Source organism: Eubacterium ramulus, assembly GCF_003122485.1.
GTDB classification, from domain to species: domain Bacteria; phylum Bacillota; class Clostridia; order Lachnospirales; family Lachnospiraceae; genus Eubacterium_I; species Eubacterium_I ramulus_A.
The window spans coordinates 12,018-29,764 of record NZ_JRFU01000076.1; the positions used below are offsets into that span (position 1 = coordinate 12,018).

Below are 17,747 nucleotides of genomic sequence, written 5' to 3' on the forward strand. Positions count from 1 at the left end.
AAATTAATTTACAAATGCGGCATAATATCAAAAAAATGATATTATGCCGCATTTGTATTGTGATTTGCGGAAAGAAAATATATTATAGTATGAAGAGATAATTAGCAGGAACGCGAGGAGTCATGATATAGAATGAGAGCTGAAAATGATGGAAAAGAAAGAAATCAGAAAACAGTATAAGATGCTGCGAAATAAAATGAGCGAGATGGAAGTAAAAGAAAAATCAGATCGAATCTGCCAGAATATCATTTCAAGCAATTTATTTCAGCAGGCAGAAAAAATGCTGGTATATGCGCCGCTTGGAAATGAAGTAGATATCTGTCCGGTGATGGAAGAAGGCTGGCGGCAGCAGAAACGGATTGCTTTCCCGAAAGTATTTGGAGAAACAATGCGATATTTTGAAATCAGCAGTTTTTCACAACTGGAGGAAGGTACTTTTCATGTGATGGAACCGGTGGAGACAAATCCAATTGATTGGGAAGAAGCTCTGGTGCTTGTGCCGGGAGTAGCTTTTGACCGTCAGGGTAGCCGTATGGGATATGGCAAAGGCTACTATGACCGGTTTTTTGAAGGAAAAACAGATTGTGTAAAAGTAGGAGTGGCTTATGAACTGCAGGTGGCGGATCAACTGCCAACAGAAGAAAATGATCTTCCTATGGAATATCTCGTGACAGAAAAAGGAGTATGGAAAAGGCAATGAATTATATAGAAGCAATGGATTTTCTGGAAGAAACAAAAAAATATGGCAGTCAGTTAGGTTTGACCAGCATTCAGAATCTGATGGCAGAACTTGGCAATATACAGGATGAAATTCCACTGGTGCATATCGGCGGTACAAACGGAAAAGGTTCTGTGGGCGCTATGCTTTCACAGGTCCTGACAGAATCCGGATATCGTGTGGGAAGATTCTGCACGCCGGATGTATTTGCTTATGAAGATGAATTTCAGATGAATGGTATAAATATAAAAAAAGAGCGGCTGGCACAGCTTTTTACCAAGGTAAAAGCGGCCTGTGAGAAACTGGTGGCACAGGGAAAGGCACATCCTACCCGGTTTGAGGTGGAAACCGCGGCAGCTTTTTTATGGTTTTATGAGGAAAAATGTGATATTGCATTGCTGGAAGTCGGAATGGGCGGTGCGACAGATGCGACCAATCTGATCAGAAAGCCACTGGTCAGCGTGTTGACATCCATCAGTATGGATCACATCCGTTTCCTTGGAAACTCACTGGCAGAGATCGCAACTGTAAAAAGCGGCATTATCAAATCGCAGGTGCCGATAGTTACCATGCAGCAGAAACCGGAGGCAATGGAAGTCATTAAAAGGAAAGCAGAAGAAATGCAGGCAGAACTGTTTCTTGCGGATGCCACGCAGGTCCAGAATGTGACACAAATAGGTGGCCGGTATGCGTTTGAGTGGAAAACACCGATGAATAGTAATAAGGTATGTATTGCAGCGGATACTGTAAAAAATAATATTCGGAAAGACGAGTCAGCAAGTGATTCCCCATGCATTACGGTTAACCTGTCTCTCTGTGGTGCATTTCAGGTAGAAAATGCGGTCTGTGTGTTAAATATATTGCATATTTTACAGAAAAAGTATCCGAAAATCACAGAAACTGTGATTCAACAGGGACTTTCACATACCACCTGGCACGGTCGTATGGAACAAATTGGAACGGAACCGGATTTCTATCTGGATGGGGCACACAATGAAGATGCAGTGCGCAAACTGAGAAAAACATTGGACGATGGTTTTTCTGAGCGTAGAATCGTATATATTATGGGCGTTCTGGCGGACAAAGATTATGAAAAAATGATTGCAATGATGTTTCAGCCGGGAGATCATGTGTATACAGTGACACCAAAGAATCCCCGTGCATTGGACGGAAAAGAGCTGGAAAAGCAACTTTTGAGACAAAATATTCACGCACAATATTGTGAAAATATCCAGGATGCGGTATTATATGCTTTACGGGATGCGCAGAAAGAGGATATGATACTGGCTTTTGGTTCTCTGTCATATCTGAGGGATGTGTGTAATACATATGAGAGTGAAAAATAAACTACTGGTGTTAGGATAAAAATCACATAAGTAAATTAGTTCGTGTAGACAATTTGAGTAGCATTGATTGCAAAATTAGGTTAGTCAGATTAAAACTTTGCATGGAAGAGACAGTCGGAATGGGTAAATTTGCATGAAAAAAATAATTTGATAATGGATAACACCAGAACAGTAACAGTTGCACAGAAACAGGAAAAGAAAGATTTATGAAATTTACGGAAAAACTACTGAAACACCCGGAATTTTTGCAATTGCAGAAACGTGTGCAGGAGATGGAACAGGACAGAATGTACTGTCATCATGAACTGTCACATGCGCTGGATGTCTGCCGGATGGCATGGATGATGTATCTGGAAGATGAATATAGGACACATTTGAAAGACCATTGGCAAAAAACAGAAACGAGAGCGCATGTCAATGCACTGGAAAACAATATGACAATTGCAGGACAACATGTGACAGATATGCAAAATGACAATGTTGACTATGCAGAGGAAACATACCTGAATGCAGATAACATCCAAGAGAAAAAAGATCAGTTTTATGTGACCGGTCTGTTGCATGATATTGGCAGAGTGGCGCAGTATGAGACCGGGGAACATCACAGCGTTGCCGGTGTGCGGATTGCAAAAAAACTGTTGATGGAAATTGAATATCCGACAGAATGGATGAAGGAAACATTACAGATCGTGGGTGTGCATCATGGCAGAGAAGAAGATGAAGGAGAGCTTTATACGATGGAATACTATATTCGCAGAGCGGATCATCTTTCAAGAAACTGTTTTTTCTGTGAGGCATCAGACTCCTGTAAATGGAAGAAAGAAGAACGTAATCAGACGATTTGCTGGTAAACTTATAGTGAGGGCTAATGTGATTTTTTACATGAAAACAGTGGCTAAAATACAAAACAGTGAAGAAAAACGGAAATAGTCGATGATATATTTGATTTTAGAAGATATGGGAAACAGCTAGAAAAATTGCGGAACGTTTTGACAATAAAGAAGAACATAACAATTTAGTAGAGGGAAAGAAATGATAATAGGAAAGAAAAATTTCGACACGGATCATGAGACTTATATTATGGGCATTTTGAATGTGACCCCGGATTCATTTTCTGATGGTGGCAATTTCAATTGTATGGATGCTGCACTGCGTCATACAGAAGAAATGCTGGCAGAGGGAGCAGATATCATCGATATTGGTGGAGAATCTACCAGACCGGGACATGTACAGATCACAGATCAGGAAGAAATTGACCGTGTGGCACCAATCATTGAGGCGGTAAAAGCCAGATTTGATGTTCCGGTATCTCTGGACACTTATAAAAGTGCGGTAGCAGAAGCTGGAATTGCAGTCGGTGCGGATTTGATCAATGATATCTGGGGACTGAAATACGATCCGAAGATGGCAGATGTGATCGCAAAAGCAGATGCGGCATGTTGCCTGATGCATAATCGCGACAATAGCGATTATGGCGATTTTTTAAGTGAATGGTATCAGGAAACCGCCGAGTGCGTAGAACTGGCGAAAAAGGCTGGTATCGCAGATGACAGGATTATTCTGGATCCGGGCGTTGGATTTGGAAAAACTTATGAGCAGAATCTGACAACGATTAAATATATGGATGATCTGAAAAAGCTGGGCTATCCGTTGTTGCTTGGAACTTCACGTAAATCTGTGATTGGACTGACGCTTGATACACCGGTGACTGACCGTGCTGTGGGAACAGCTGTTACGACTGTATTTGCCGTTCAGCAGGGGTATGCATTTGTGCGTGTGCATGATATAAAAGCTAATAAACAGGCTATTCAGATGACAAAAGCGATTTTGAATGCGTAAAAAATCTGGATGATTGGTCTTCGGATACCTGTAATGATGAAAATACAGATTCGAGACAGGAAAAAATGAAAATAAAAAGCTGGCTGTGGAAAATTCAGCCATTGGAATGCAAACAGAGAGGAGAGAAGAATCCGATATGGATCGTATTAAAATACAAAATCTGGAAGTATTCGGGCATCATGGCGTATTTTCGGAAGAAACCAAACTGGGACAGAAGTTTCTGATCAATGCGACGTTATATACTGATACGAGAGCAGCAGGATATTCCGATGAACTGGAATATTCCACAGATTATGGAAAAATCTGCCATTTTATGACAAAGTATATGCAGACACATACTTTTAAGTTGATCGAGGCTGTGGCAGAGCAGATGGCACAGGCATTGCTGCTGGAATTCCCTTTATTACAGAAGCTTGACCTAGAGATTCAGAAACCATGGGCACCGATTGGTCTGCCACTGGAAAATGTATCCGTAGAAATCAGTCGTGGCTGGCATAAGGTGTATCTGTCTGTCGGTTCCAATCTCGGGGAACGGCAGCAGTTTTTGCAGGCAGCAGTGAACTTGTTGCATGAATGTAGAGAAATCCGTAAAGTAAAAGTATCCAATCTGATAGAGACAGCACCTTACGGCTATACAGATCAGCCGCCATTTTTAAATGGGGCAGTAGAACTGGAGACTTTATTTACACCGCAGGAATTACTGCATCTATTGAATAAAATCGAAGCAGAACTTGGTCGGGAACGTCTGATTCACTGGGGTCCACGTACTGTCGATCTGGATATTATTTTTTATGACGATGAAATAATCGCAGAAGCGGATCTGATCATTCCACATGTGGATATGCAGAATCGCCTGTTTGTACTGGAACCATTGAATATGCTTTGTCCGGGAAAAGTACACCCGGTATTGCACAGAACGGTGGCACAACTGCGTCAGGAACTGCTGGAAAAGGCAGAACACAGATAAGTACTGATATAAAGAAAAAGAGTAATTGGAGTAGTAAATGAAGAAATATAAATTTATTTTCTGGGACATGGACGGAACAATGGCAAACACCTACGAAGGCGTGAAAAAATGTCTGGAATATGCCCTGGAACCCTATGGAATTCATCTGGAAGGTGAACAGGAAATCCGTAAATTTATCGGACCGCCATTTCGCCTGTCTTTTAGAAAATATCTGGGATTTGAAGAGAATCAGATAGAGGAAGCAATTGCACGTTACCGGGAGCGTTATATTCCGACTGGTGTATATGAATGTGAATTGTTTGAAGGGATACGCGAGACGATTCAGGCTTTTCAAGAAGCCGGTTATATTCAGGTAATCACTTCTTCCAAGCCGGAGGCACAGTGCCGCCAGATCCTGGAAAAATTTAATCTGATCTCAGAATTGGATGAAGTTGTGGGAGCAAGCCACGATGGGAAAATCGATACGAAAATGCAGGTATTGCGAGAGGCATTTCGTCGCATGGAACAGCAGTATGCTGATTTTTCAAAAGAGAAAACCGTACTTCTTGGGGATACCCATTATGATGCGGATGGTGCAAAAGAAGCTGGCATTGACTGTATTGGAGTAAGCTATGGATTTGGAACCGCAGAGGAATTACTGAGTGCCGGTGCAGTAGCAGTTTATGATGACCAGAAGATACTCAGAGAAGCATTGCTGTAGCGTATTACAATTTTGAAATGAAGTGAATTCTTACATCTACTGAAAAATGTATGCAAACGATATTTCTGAAATTATTCTTTAAAAAAGAAAGTTATCAGGAATAAGTGGATTCGTAATTGTTTGAGTGTACATAAGAAAATCAGAGAAGAAAGAATCACAGCAATTTATATAAAAAAAGAAAAATGGAGTCGTTGACACGAGCCAGAATTAAGGGAGGACGTCATGAAGCGAAAGGAAAAATTGCGGCAGATCGCAAAAGAGGCAAAATCTGTCCTTTGGGCAGTCATTGCAATTATCGTGTTCTGGATAGTTGCAGGTTTTGGGGTAAGTAAGTTACATATCACCGTTTTCCATACTCCGTTATGGGCCATCACGGGATGCATCGGTACCTGGATTTTTTCCATTATTGTCGTTGTATATCTGATGAAACGCGTATTCAAAGATTTTGATCTGGAGGAGGAAAATGAAGATGAATAAGAATATTCTGGCATTGATGCCGGTGTTTATTTTTATGATCATTATGCTGATTGTAAGTATTTATGTGCGCCGCGCATCTGCAAAAAGAGCCTCTGAAGGCTTTGTAAAAGATTATTTTATCGGTTCCCGCAGTCTGGGCGGTTTTGTACTGGCGATGACCACGGTAGCAACTTACAGTTCCGTAAGTTCCTTTGTCGGCGGACCGGGACAGGCATGGAGCGTCGGATTTGGATGGATCTATATGTCTGTGGTTCAGGTAACTGCATTACTGCTGGTGCTTGGTGTTCTTGGTAAAAAAATGGCCATGGTATCACGAAAAATTGATGCGGTAACGATCATTGATGTGATCAGACATCGGTATCAGTCTGATGCGCTGGCAAATATTTCCGCCATTATCATTGTTATTTTCTTTGCGGCAACCATGGTGGCACAGTTTGTCGGTGGCGCAAAATTATTCGAAGCAGTAACGGGATATTCTTATCTGACCGGTCTGATCGTATTCGGTCTTGTAGTAGTTATCTACACAACTGTCGGAGGATTCCGTGGTGTGGCAATTACAGATGCCATCTGTGCCATGGTCATGCTTGTGGGCATGGTAATTCTAATGATTGGTATCATCCGTCAGGGTGGCGGTTACGAGACAATTATGAATAATATCGCATCGACCAAGCCGGAGATGCTGGAGCCATTATCCGGTGGAAATATGCCGGTAAGCCTGTATATTTCCCAGTGGATGCTGGTTGGTATCTTTACATTGGGATTACCGCAGTCAGCAGTGCGTTGCTTAAGTTACAAAGATACAAAATCCCTGCATCATGCCATTATTCTGGGAACCGTTGTAGTTGGTGCCATGAATATCGGTATGAACTTTATTGGCGTGTTATCCGCAGGTGTGTTGACTGGAAATCTGGCAGATTACGGAAACAGCGTAGACAATATCATTCCGCTTGCCATTGCAGGTTCCTTAAAACCGCTGGTATCTGGAATTTGTATTATTGGACCGATCGCAGCATCCATTTCCACCATTTCATCACTGCTGCTGAGTACCACATCTTCTATCGTAAAAGATGTGTATATGCATGAGAAAGAGAAAAAAGGACATGCGGTATCTGAGAAAACAACAACTATGCTGAGCCAGATCTGTACTTTGGTGATCGGACTTATTATTTTCGGAATTTCCATCAATCCGCCAAGTGTAATCTGGAAGATCAATATGTTTGCTTTTGGTGGACTGGAAAGTGCATTTTTCTGGATTTTCCTGCTTGGTATGTTCTGGAAAAAAGCGAACAAAGCCGGAGCTGTCAGTGCGATTATCGGTGGAACGGTATGCTATTGTGTGACTATGCTCTTTGGATTAAAAATCGCAAATTTGCATCAGATTTTGATTGGAATCAGTGTATCACTGGTTTGCATGTTGATCGGTTCCATAGTTGGCAAAAAAACAGACGATAAAGTGCTGAAATTGTATTTTTAGGTGTGAAACGTACGGGTAAGCGTGTGGTTTAAATGAAAGACTTTTCTATGAAAAATAGATATTACATAGTATATGCCAATTTACGATTAAGTGCTGTTATAAAGTTTTAGTAATTGATTGGCAATATTATAATTACTGAAATGGCGAAATCAGAGACTCCTTCTGCGACAAGCGATTAGCGGTTGCAGAAGGAGTCTCTGATTTCGCCCTTCATAATAGTAAATTTTAGCCAATATCCACAAAAAAGAATGAATTGAATGCAAAATTTGAAAAAATTACCTGTAACACATGAATTTGATTCCTACAGGTAAATTTTTTTATAAAGAAATACAAAGTGAAATTGTGCGAAACAAAACAAAATAAACAGATAATTAAAATAATTTAGAGACAATAATGTGATAAAAAATAAGTTATCTAATTATCTGACAACTTAAGAAAAAAAGTAGGTTTACATTTGCCCGAAAAAGCGGTATAGTATATCCAATCAATCAGTTTGCGTTGAATACAGATAAAAAAGAGTATTTAACGGATTACAGAAAGACTAACTAAGGTATTGTAAAAACTGAAAATGTCTGCAGAAAGGAAGATGTTATGAAACTTCATATGAACGAGAGCAACGCCAAGGCTGTCGGCATGTACGATCCAAGGTTCGAGCATGACAACTGCGGTATTGGTGCTGTGGTAAACATTAAAGGTGTGAAAACACATCAGACGGTTGAGAACGCATTAAAAATTGTTGAAAACTTAAAACATAGAGCTGGCAAAGACGCCGAAGGAAAAACTGGTGATGGAGTAGGTATTCTGTTACAGATATCTCACAGATTCTTCTCCAAAACCATGAAATCCTCCGGCGTCTTTTTAGGTGAAGAAAGAGATTACGGAATTGGTATGTTTTTCTTCCCACAGGACGAGTTAAAGCGCAATCAGGCAAAGAAGATGTTTGAAGTCATCATAGAAAAAGAGGGTCTGGAGCTGCTGGCATGGCGTGAAGTGCCGACTGATCCGACTGTCATTGGACAGAAAGCCGTAGACTGCATGCCATACATTATGCAGGCATTTATCAAACGTCCGGATGATGTGGAAAAAGGTCTGGATTTTGACCGCCGCCTGTATGTGGCACGCCGCGTTTTTGAACAGTCTAACGACAATACCTATGTAGTATCTCTGTCAAGCAGAACGATCGTTTACAAAGGAATGTTCCTCGTAAACGAGCTGCGTCTGTTTTTCAAAGATCTGCAGGATCCGGATTATGAATCTGCCATTGCAATGGTTCATTCCAGATTCTCCACAAATACCAATCCGAGCTGGGAGCGAGCACATCCGAACCGCTTTATGGTACATAATGGTGAGATCAATACGATCAAGGGTAACTCCGATAAGATGCTGGCCCGCGAGGAGACCATGGAGTCTGAACATCTGAAAGGTCAGTTATCCAAGGTGCTTCCGGTGGTCAATACATCCGGCTCCGATTCCGCAATGCTTGATAATACACTGGAGTTCCTTGTAATGAGTGGTATGGAACTTCCGCTGGCAGTTATGATCACTATTCCGGAGCCGTGGGCAAACAACCATTTGATGAGTCAGAAGAAAAAAGATTTTTACCAGTATTATGCAACGATGATGGAGCCATGGGATGGTCCTGCATCCATCGTATTCAGTGACGGAGATATCATGGGAGCTGTCCTTGACCGCAATGGTCTGCGTCCGTCCCGTTATTACATTACAGATGATGATTATCTGATTCTTGCATCTGAAGTAGGTGTGCTGGATGTAGATCCGACAAAGGTTGTTACAAAAGACCGTCTGCGTCCGGGCAAAATGCTTTTGGTTGATACCGTCAAAGGGCGTGTCATCGATGATGATGAGCTGAAAGAATCTTATGCGGGCAAACGTCCTTATGGACAGTGGCTGGATGAATACCTGGTAGAATTGAAAGATCTGAAAATTCCGAATGTGCGTGTACCGCGTTACACCGGCGATGATCTGCACCGCATCCAGAAAGCTTTTGGTTATTCTTATGAGTCTGTAAAGACAGTCATGCTTCCGATGGCAAAAACCGGTGCGGAATCCACAGCAGCCATGGGTATTGATACACCGCTGGCTGTATTATCCGATGATCATCAGCCACTGTTTAACTATTTCAAACAGCTGTTTGCACAGGTTACAAACCCGCCAATCGATGCTATCCGTGAGGAGATTGTCACATCCACAACAGTTTATGTTGGTGAAGATGGAAACATTCTGGAGGAAGAGCCGAAAAACTGTCAGGTACTGAAAATCAAAAATCCGATCTTGACAAATACTGACCTTCTGAAAATCAAACATATGAAAAAGGAAGGCTTCAAAGTTGGCGTTGTTCCGATTATTTATTATAAAAATACAAGTCTGGAGAAAGCCATTGACCGCCTGTTTGTTGAGGCAGACCGTGCATATCGTGACGGCACAAACATCCTGATCCTGTCCGACCGTGGCGTGGATGAGAACCATGTGGCAATTCCGTCACTTCTGGCAGTTTCTGCAATGCAGCAACATCTGATCCAGACAAAGAAAAGAACTGCAGTGGCAATGATCCTGGAGAGTGGTGAGCCGCGTGAGATCCACCATTTTGCAACACTGCTTGGTTATGGTGCCTGTGCCATCAACCCATATCTGGCGCAGGATACGATTGAGCAGCTGGTAGATGATCATCTGCTTGACAAAGATTATTATGCTGCGATCAATGATTACAACTCTGCAGTATTACATGGAATTGTAAAAATTGCTTCCAAGATGGGTATTTCTACAATTCAGTCCTATCAGGGATCCAAGATTTTCGAAGCCATCGGTATTGATCGAAGCGTTATTGATAAATATTTTACAGATACTGTCAGCAGAATCGGTGGCATCACGATTTCTGATATTGAAAATGATGTAAATGAGCTGCATTCCATGGCATTTGATCCGCTTGGATTACAGACGGAGCTGACACTGGACAGCAAAGGACATCACAAGATGCGCAGCGGAGCACAGAAACATCTGTACAATCCACAGACGATCCATCTGCTGCAGGAGTCCACAAAACGTGGGGATTATGATTTATTTAAAGAGTATACAAAGCTGGTCAACAATGAGACCGACATTATGAATATTCGTGGAACGCTTGATTTCAAATATCCGAAGTCAGGTATTCCAATCGATGAAGTGGAGAGCGTTGACTCCATCGTGACAAGATTTAAAACAGGTGCGATGTCCTACGGTTCTATTTCACAGGAAGCGCATGAGACACTTGCCATCGCCATGAACCGGTTACATGGTAAATCCAATTCCGGTGAAGGTGGTGAGAGCCTGGAACGACTGGATACGGAGCGGTGCTCTGCTATCAAACAGGTTGCTTCCGGACGATTTGGTGTAACCAGCCGTTACCTTGTCAGCGCGCAGGAAATTCAGATCAAAATGGCACAGGGCGCAAAACCGGGAGAAGGTGGACATTTACCGGGTAAAAAAGTATATCCGTGGATTGCAAAAACAAGACTTTCCACACCGGGTGTAAGTCTGATCTCACCGCCGCCTCATCACGATATTTACTCCATCGAGGATTTGGAACAGCTGATCTTTGACCTGAAAAATGCAAACACAAGAGCACGAATTTCTGTAAAACTGGTATCAGAAGCAGGTGTCGGAACTGTCGCAGCCGGTGTTGCAAAAGCCGGTGCACAAGTTATCTTGATTTCTGGTTATGACGGAGGAACCGGTGCTGCACCGAGAAGTTCCATCCACAATGCAGGACTTCCTTGGGAGCTTGGTCTCGCTGAGACGCATCAGACACTGATCATGAACGGCCTGAGAAATAAAGTCCGCATTGAGACAGACGGAAAACTCATGAGTGGTCGTGATGTTGCTGTAGCGGCAATGCTTGGTGCAGAGGAATTCGGTTTTGCTACAGCTCCACTGGTAACGATGGGATGCGTCATGATGCGTGTCTGCAACCTGGATACATGTCCGGTTGGTATCGCTACACAGAATCCGGAACTGAGAAAACGTTTTGCCGGAAAACCGGAATATGTTATGAATTTCATGCGTTTTATCGCTCAGGAGCTTCGCGAACATATGGCAAAACTTGGTGTCCGCACGGTAGATGAGCTGGTTGGACGTTCTGATCTGCTGAAAGTACGTGACAACTTAACCGGTCACGCTGCAAAACTGGATCTGAAGAACATTCTGGAGAATCCGTTTGCAAACTCAAAGGATAAAGTAATCTTTGATCCGAAAAAAGTATACGATTTCGAACTGCAGAAAACAGCCGATGAGAAAGTGCTGTTAAAACAGATGAAAACGGCACTTGAGCAGAAACAGAAACGAAGCATTGAAATCAATGTTTCTAATATCAACCGTTCCTTTGGTACCATTTTTGGTTCTGAGATTACAAGAAAATACAAAGATACACTGGAAGATGATACTTACGTGGTAAAATGTAACGGAGCCGGTGGACAGAGTTTCGGAGCCTTCATTCCGAACGGCCTGACACTGGAGCTGGAAGGTGACAGCAATGATTACTTCGGAAAAGGACTTTCCGGTGGAAAACTGGTCGTATATCCGCCGAAAGGCATCAAATACCGTCAGGATGAAAACATTGTCATCGGTAACGTAGCACTTTACGGTGCAACCAGCGGAAAAGCATTTATCAACGGTGTGGCAGGAGAGCGTTTTGCAGTCAGAAACTCCGGTGCAATTGCAGTCGTTGAGGGTGTCGGTGATCATGGATGTGAGTATATGACCGGCGGACGCGTAGTTGTTATCGGAAAAACAGGCAAGAACTTCGCAGCAGGTATGAGCGGCGGTGTCGCATATGTACTGGATGAGGACAACGATCTGTATACAAGAACCAATAAAGAAATGGTATTTACCGAGGAATTGACCAACAAATACGATGTACAGGAATTGAAAGAACTGATTCAGGAACATGTCGCTTTGACCAATTCCGTAAAAGGAAAAGAAATTCTGGATAACTTCGGAGAATATCTGCCGAAATTCAAAAAAGTAGTGCCATATGATTATCATCATATGCTGACAACCATCGTACAGATGGAGGAAAAGGGCTACAACGTAGAGCAGGCTCAGATTGAAGCATTTTATGCAAATCTTGAGGCTCAGGCATAGAAATTTTACATGAGAAGACTTCACTTCTATAAAAATATAGTTTTACGGAAGTGAAGCCCTTATGGTGAATTATGATGAATTTCGGTAAAACAGGAGGATTAAAATGGGAAAACCAACAGGATTTATGGAATATGACCGAGAGGTAAGCAAAGCGGTTGAACCGAAAGAAAGAATCAAAAATTTTGATGAATTCCACATCCACCTCTCAAAGAAAAAACAGGAGATTCAGGGATCACGCTGCATGGCATGCGGCGTTCCCTTCTGTCAGTCAGGTATGACACTCATGGGCATGACCAGCGGCTGCCCACTGCACAATCTGGTGCCGGAGTGGAATGACCTGATCTATATGGGAACATGGGAGCAGGCTTACGAGCGTCTGCACAAAACCAACAACTTCCCGGAATTTACATCCCGCGTCTGCCCGGCACTGTGTGAGGCTGCATGTACCTGCGGTCTGCATGATGATCCGGTCACCGTGCGGGACAATGAGTACGGAATTATTGAACATGCATATGAAAAAGGTTATGCGAAGGCAAATCCGCCAAAAGTGCGTACAGGGAAAAAAGTGGCTGTCATCGGATCCGGCCCGGCTGGTCTGGCCGTAGCAGACCAGTTAAACCGCAGAGGCCATCGGGTAACCGTATATGAGCGCGATGACCGTGTGGGTGGACTGCTGATGTATGGCATTCCGAATATGAAACTGGAAAAACACATCATCGACCGCAAAATCAATGTGATGACCGAAGAAGGCATCAACTTTGTCACCGGAGTGAATGTGGGAAAAGACGAAAAAGCAGCAAAACTTATGAAAGAGTATGATGCTGTGGTACTTGCCTGCGGTGCCAAAAATCCGCGTGATATCAATGCACCGGGCAGAGATGCAAAAGGTATTTATTTTGCAGTGGATTTCCTGTCACAGACCACAAAGAGTTTGCTCGATTCTGATCTGAAAGATAAAAAATTTGTCTCTGCAAAGGGCAAAAAAGTTGTGATCATCGGTGGTGGTGACACCGGAAATGACTGTGTGGGAACAAGCATCCGTCATGGAGCAGTATCCGTAACACAGCTTGAGATGATGCCGAAAGCTCCGGATCAGCGTGCTGCGAACAATCCGTGGCCGGAATGGCCAAAAATCTGCAAGACAGATTACGGTCAGGAAGAAGCCATTGCCGTATTCGGACATGATCCGCGAATCTATCAGACAACGGTAAAAGAGTTTCTGAAAGATAAAAACGGCAATCTGACAGGTCTGATCACTGTAAAACTGGAGGCGAAAAAAGATGAGAAAACCGGTCGCATGAACATGGTTCCGGTGGAAGGCAGTGAGCAGAAACTGGATGCAGATCTGGTACTTATCGCAGCAGGATTTCTCGGTACAGAGAAATATGTGGCAGATGCCTTTGGAGTGAAATTAAACGCGAGAACAAACGTAGAAACCGAAGAAGGCCGTTACAAGACGAATGTGAAAAAAGTCTTTACCGCAGGCGATATGCACAGAGGACAGTCACTGGTTGTATGGGCAATCCGTGAGGGACGCGAAGCAGCCAGAGAAGTAGATGAGAGCCTGATGGGATATTCTTATCTTTCGGTACAATAGTTTTATTAAACGAATGAATTCCTTTTATCCCTATACTGGCAAAAAAGAAAAAATATTAGAATCATACTTAGTGGCGAAGGAAAATAGAATATAGGTACACTTAATAAAGGGGATTGTTCTTGATTTGTTATCATTGATGAACAATCCCTCTTTATATCATATTAAAACCTTATTCCTCTAAACCTTATTCTTTGTATTTTCGTATAATAATCATATAACTTATAAACAATAAAACAGCTGCGCTGGTCCAGGCACAAATTTCCGCATAAAAAATTCCGTCTTCACCGATCAGTTTTGGTAACAATAATGCAACACTGACACGCATCACAAATTCTGCAATGCCACTGGCGAGGGGAATCAGGGTATTACCCAGACCCTGAATCGCCGAACGATATACATACAGCAGATACAGTACCCATAGAAAAATTGCCATAATAAACAAGTATTTATATGCAATGTCTAACACCTGTCGGATCTGTTCCGGTTCGCCGGATACAAACAGTGACAATATATTGCGTCCGAATAACACCATCACACCTGAGATCACAACAGAAGTAAGCAATGCCATATAAGTTCCGCTATGCACGCCTTTCCGGATTCTCTGATATTTCTTTGCACCAAGATTCTGGCCTACATAGGTTGTAATTGCATATCCGTATGAAACGGCAGCCATCTCTAAAACTCCATATAATTTGTTTGATGCTGTAAATCCAGCCACAAACAGGAATCCAAATCCATTGACTACATACTGTACTGTAAGCCCCCCTACAGAGATGATCACATTCTGGATCGCAAGAGGAGTCGCCACTTTCAAAAGCCGCAGACTCATTGCCGGCTGTCTGTAGAAGTCCTGTTTTTCCAGTCGGATATCCGGAATTTTCCGTAACACCATCAGACAGTACAGGGCTGAAAATCCCTGTGCGATGACTGTCGCCACTGCTGCTCCGGCTACACCCCAGCCAAAAACTGCCACAAATAACAGGTCCAGTCCCACATTGATCAACGCTGCTACGGTCATTGCTATCAGTGGAGATTTGCTGTTACCCAGTGCTCGAAGAATCGCTGCAAATATATTATAAGCTGCTATGATCGGAATTCCGGCAAAGATCAGCCGAAGATATAGCATTGTCAGGTCAATGACATTATCCGGTGTCTGTAAAAACAAAAGAACATGATAAACTGCCCCTTCACTTACCGCAAGTACAATCACAGAAAGCAGTGCTGTCATGATATAGCTTTTCGCCACCGCGCATTTCAGATTTTCTTTTTCCCTTGCTCCATAAAACTGAGCTACCAGAATAGAAAAACCCTGTGTGATACCTGTCATGATACCGAACACCAACCATACCAGCCAGTCTCCGGCGCCTACTGCCGCCAGTGCTTCAACCCCTACCACCTGTCCGACGATCATGGTATCTGCCATCGTATAAAACTGCTGAAAGATATTTCCAAGCATCAGTGGTATAGCAAAAGTAATGATCAGTTTTCCAGGTGATCCAGTGGTCATATTTTTTTCATTTGTTCCCATAAGAATCTCCTTTTTCTTCTCATCCTTGTCCGATTATTTTACATAGGACTCTGCCAAAACACAATCCTCTATTGTATTATATGGCACATTGATATTTTTAGCTACCACTTTTGGGTGACATCTTGTCACTTTGACTTGTTAATTGGATTTTTTATAGGGATAATTGTGGATTTGTAAAGAATGCTAATCAGGAGTTGTTGAATAAAGTAAAAAGAGTGAAAAAATAAAAAACTAAATTTATCGGAATGAGAAGTACTTGTTTATTATGATAAATTTGCTATGGCATAAGCGTTTTCAAGTTACGCAAGAAATATTGCAGTACTGTTTTCAGTAAGCTATTATGTTGTAGATAAGGGAGCGGAGAAAACTTACCTTGGCAGCGATTGTTAGCTAACAAGGTAAGTTTTTTGGCTCCTTTTTAATATAGTGTTACGCTTTACTTCATCGAAACCTGTCCTTTATACTTATTATAAAGCTCTTTGATCTGTTCCAGCTCAGACGCAGTCAGCGTATCTTTTGCAAACTGCTTCAATCCGGCAGTATCGCCGCTGGTGATGTAGGAAGAAGCTTCTTTCATTGTATCTGCGGACATATGATTCGTAATGATCTGATCTACGGTTGCACGGTCTGTATCGTTCATGGCATCAAGGATTTCCTGGGCATTGACGCCTGCAATGGCAGATGTATCGGATGTGATTTGTGACTCCAGAAGTTTTTCAGCTACAACACCGGCGGCTTTTGTTTTTATTTTTGGCAAGGCAACAAAATAGCTAACCAGTAAAATAATCACGATAGCAAACAGAAAAACAATAAATTTTTGAAAACGGTGCCGTTTATGTGGATATGCCATAATGTAACCTCCTCTTAATGTCGGTGAGAAAATGCAATGATTCTGAGAAGAATGTAATAGACTACGTTGACCAGAATCATGTATCAAGTCTCATGTGTTGTCGATTTTACCTGTTTCTACTTATTATAGCATGTACGATGTGGCGAAACTGCGAATTCAAAGAATATTAAGAAAATCTTCAAAATAAAGGAACGATTTTTCATCTGGAAAAAGTGCTTTATGCCTTACCCTGAATATTTGCATTTGTATGTAAAAACCGTTATAATCAGAAAACAGGAAAAATGAGGTAAGAAGAAAGGAACACATACATATATGGCAGCGATTTTTTTTGATATTGACGGGACTTTATGGGACAGGGACAATAACATTCCACAGAGCACAAAAGAAGCAATTCATCAGCTTCAGGAGAACGGACATCAGACCTTCCTCTGCAGTGGAAGGACACGCGTGTTTATCAACAGTGAAGAGTTGCTCGGTATGGGATTTGACGGCATTGTCTGCGGTTGTGGCACCTTTATAGAATATAAAGGAAAAGAAATGCTGTACAAAGAGATTGACCGGGAATTATTGAAAAAGGCAGTACAGATATTTTATGATTATGATATTGCCATGGTTATGGAAGGCCGCCATATGCTGTACATGGATGCAGACAAGATCAGCAGAGATGCATACGGAAGATATCTGCTGGAGGTTATGAAAGACTGTATGCTGCCGATTCAAGGGCATGAGGAACAGTGGGAAGCAAGTAAGTTTTCTGTTTTAATCCATGATCGGGATTATCCGGCGGTGATCGAATTATTAAAGGATGATTATGATTTTATGGTTCACGGGGATGTGGCCATGGAAGTAGTACCAAAAGGATACAGCAAAGCGAGCGGAATTGCTTTTGTATGCGAAAAACTGGGAATTGATGTAAAGGATACCTATGCATTCGGTGACAGTGCCAATGATGTAGACATGCTGGAGTTTGCCGGTGTGGGAGTTGCGATGGGGGACGGAACGGATGTGGCCAAAGAGCATGCGGATTATGTAACCAGGGGGTTGCATGAAGACGGTATTTATCATGCACTGAAGCATTTTGCATTGATTTAAAAAATGAAAAAGTGAGAAAAAGT

General features: G+C 42.3%; 13 protein-coding genes. 11 read left to right on the forward strand and 2 right to left on the reverse strand.

Annotated features, from left to right (window positions below; all coding sequences use genetic code 11):
- Nucleotides 1-145 precede the first annotated feature (145 nt).
- The 10 genes from LG34_RS06770 (at nucleotide 146) to LG34_RS06815 (ending at nucleotide 14,254) form a co-directional block, all read left to right on the forward strand.
- The gene (locus LG34_RS06770) at nucleotides 146-700 is read left to right on the forward strand and encodes a 5-formyltetrahydrofolate cyclo-ligase (RefSeq protein WP_109215422.1); all 555 of its coding nucleotides are present in this window, start codon (nucleotides 146-148) and stop codon (nucleotides 698-700) included.
- Nucleotides 697-2,064, forward strand: a complete 1,368-nt coding sequence (locus tag LG34_RS06775; RefSeq protein WP_158582241.1) for a bifunctional folylpolyglutamate synthase/dihydrofolate synthase — start codon at nucleotides 697-699, stop codon at nucleotides 2,062-2,064. Before LG34_RS06770 ends, LG34_RS06775 begins: the two co-directional genes overlap by 4 nt.
- A 206-nt stretch (nucleotides 2,065-2,270) precedes the next feature.
- Nucleotides 2,271-2,915 carry an HD domain-containing protein gene (locus LG34_RS06780; protein WP_109215424.1) on the forward strand — a complete coding sequence of 215 codons (645 nt, stop codon included), beginning with the start codon at nucleotides 2,271-2,273 and terminating at the stop codon, nucleotides 2,913-2,915.
- A gap of 181 nt (nucleotides 2,916-3,096) precedes the next feature.
- A complete protein-coding gene (gene folP / locus LG34_RS06785) occupies nucleotides 3,097-3,903 on the forward strand; it encodes a dihydropteroate synthase (protein WP_109215425.1) in 807 nt (268 codons plus the stop codon).
- 136 nt (nucleotides 3,904-4,039) lie between these two features.
- The gene (gene folK, locus LG34_RS06790; RefSeq protein ID WP_109215426.1) at nucleotides 4,040-4,870 is read left to right on the forward strand and encodes a 2-amino-4-hydroxy-6-hydroxymethyldihydropteridine diphosphokinase; all 831 of its coding nucleotides are present in this window, start codon (nucleotides 4,040-4,042) and stop codon (nucleotides 4,868-4,870) included.
- 37 nt (nucleotides 4,871-4,907) lie between these two features.
- Nucleotides 4,908-5,570 (forward strand): HAD hydrolase-like protein, encoded by a 663-nt coding sequence (locus LG34_RS06795; protein ID WP_109215427.1) that lies wholly within the window; start codon nucleotides 4,908-4,910, stop codon nucleotides 5,568-5,570.
- 222 nt (nucleotides 5,571-5,792) lie between these two features.
- Nucleotides 5,793-6,047 (forward strand): YhdT family protein, encoded by a 255-nt coding sequence (locus tag LG34_RS06800; protein ID WP_109215428.1) that lies wholly within the window; start codon nucleotides 5,793-5,795, stop codon nucleotides 6,045-6,047.
- Nucleotides 6,040-7,521 (forward strand): sodium/pantothenate symporter, encoded by a 1,482-nt coding sequence (gene panF, locus LG34_RS06805; RefSeq protein ID WP_109215429.1) that lies wholly within the window; start codon nucleotides 6,040-6,042, stop codon nucleotides 7,519-7,521. The genes LG34_RS06800 and panF overlap by 8 nt, the downstream gene beginning before the upstream one ends.
- 591 nt (nucleotides 7,522-8,112) lie before the next feature.
- Nucleotides 8,113-12,657, forward strand: a complete 4,545-nt coding sequence (gene gltB / locus LG34_RS06810) for a glutamate synthase large subunit (RefSeq protein WP_109215430.1) — start codon at nucleotides 8,113-8,115, stop codon at nucleotides 12,655-12,657.
- Nucleotides 12,658-12,760: 103 nt separating this feature from the next.
- Entirely contained in the window at nucleotides 12,761-14,254 is a 1,494-nt protein-coding gene (locus tag LG34_RS06815) for a glutamate synthase subunit beta (RefSeq protein WP_109215431.1), read from the forward strand.
- 184 nt (nucleotides 14,255-14,438) lie between these two features.
- Here LG34_RS06815 and LG34_RS06820 read toward each other — a convergent pair whose 3' ends face one another.
- Both LG34_RS06820 and LG34_RS06825 read right to left on the reverse strand, forming a co-directional pair.
- On the reverse strand, nucleotides 14,439-15,782 hold the full coding sequence (locus tag LG34_RS06820) for an MATE family efflux transporter (protein WP_109215432.1): 1,344 nt from the start codon (nucleotides 15,780-15,782) through the stop codon (nucleotides 14,439-14,441).
- Nucleotides 15,783-16,218: 436 nt separating this feature from the next.
- Complete coding sequence (locus tag LG34_RS06825) at nucleotides 16,219-16,632, reverse strand: hypothetical protein (protein WP_109215433.1); 414 nt, start codon at nucleotides 16,630-16,632, stop codon at nucleotides 16,219-16,221.
- A 312-nt stretch (nucleotides 16,633-16,944) separates the two neighbouring features.
- Between LG34_RS06825 and LG34_RS06830 the strand changes: the two genes are divergently transcribed.
- Nucleotides 16,945-17,724 (forward strand): Cof-type HAD-IIB family hydrolase, encoded by a 780-nt coding sequence (locus LG34_RS06830; protein ID WP_109215434.1) that lies wholly within the window; start codon nucleotides 16,945-16,947, stop codon nucleotides 17,722-17,724.
- Nucleotides 17,725-17,747 lie beyond the last annotated feature (23 nt).

Coding starts and splice junctions, on each gene's coding strand:
- LG34_RS06770 (WP_109215422.1), top strand. CDS start 146: ATGATGGAAAAGAAAGAAATCAGAAAACAGTATAAGATGCTGCGAAAT.
- LG34_RS06775 (WP_158582241.1), top strand. CDS start 697: ATGAATTATATAGAAGCAATGGATTTTCTGGAAGAAACAAAAAAATAT.
- LG34_RS06780 (WP_109215424.1), top strand. CDS start 2,271: ATGAAATTTACGGAAAAACTACTGAAACACCCGGAATTTTTGCAATTG.
- folP (WP_109215425.1), top strand. CDS start 3,097: ATGATAATAGGAAAGAAAAATTTCGACACGGATCATGAGACTTATATT.
- folK (WP_109215426.1), top strand. CDS start 4,040: ATGGATCGTATTAAAATACAAAATCTGGAAGTATTCGGGCATCATGGC.
- LG34_RS06795 (WP_109215427.1), top strand. CDS start 4,908: ATGAAGAAATATAAATTTATTTTCTGGGACATGGACGGAACAATGGCA.
- LG34_RS06800 (WP_109215428.1), top strand. CDS start 5,793: ATGAAGCGAAAGGAAAAATTGCGGCAGATCGCAAAAGAGGCAAAATCT.
- panF (WP_109215429.1), top strand. CDS start 6,040: ATGAATAAGAATATTCTGGCATTGATGCCGGTGTTTATTTTTATGATC.
- gltB (WP_109215430.1), top strand. CDS start 8,113: ATGAAACTTCATATGAACGAGAGCAACGCCAAGGCTGTCGGCATGTAC.
- LG34_RS06815 (WP_109215431.1), top strand. CDS start 12,761: ATGGGAAAACCAACAGGATTTATGGAATATGACCGAGAGGTAAGCAAA.
- LG34_RS06820 (WP_109215432.1), bottom strand. CDS start 15,782: ATGGGAACAAATGAAAAAAATATGACCACTGGATCACCTGGAAAACTG.
- LG34_RS06825 (WP_109215433.1), bottom strand. CDS start 16,632: ATGGCATATCCACATAAACGGCACCGTTTTCAAAAATTTATTGTTTTT.
- LG34_RS06830 (WP_109215434.1), top strand. CDS start 16,945: ATGGCAGCGATTTTTTTTGATATTGACGGGACTTTATGGGACAGGGAC.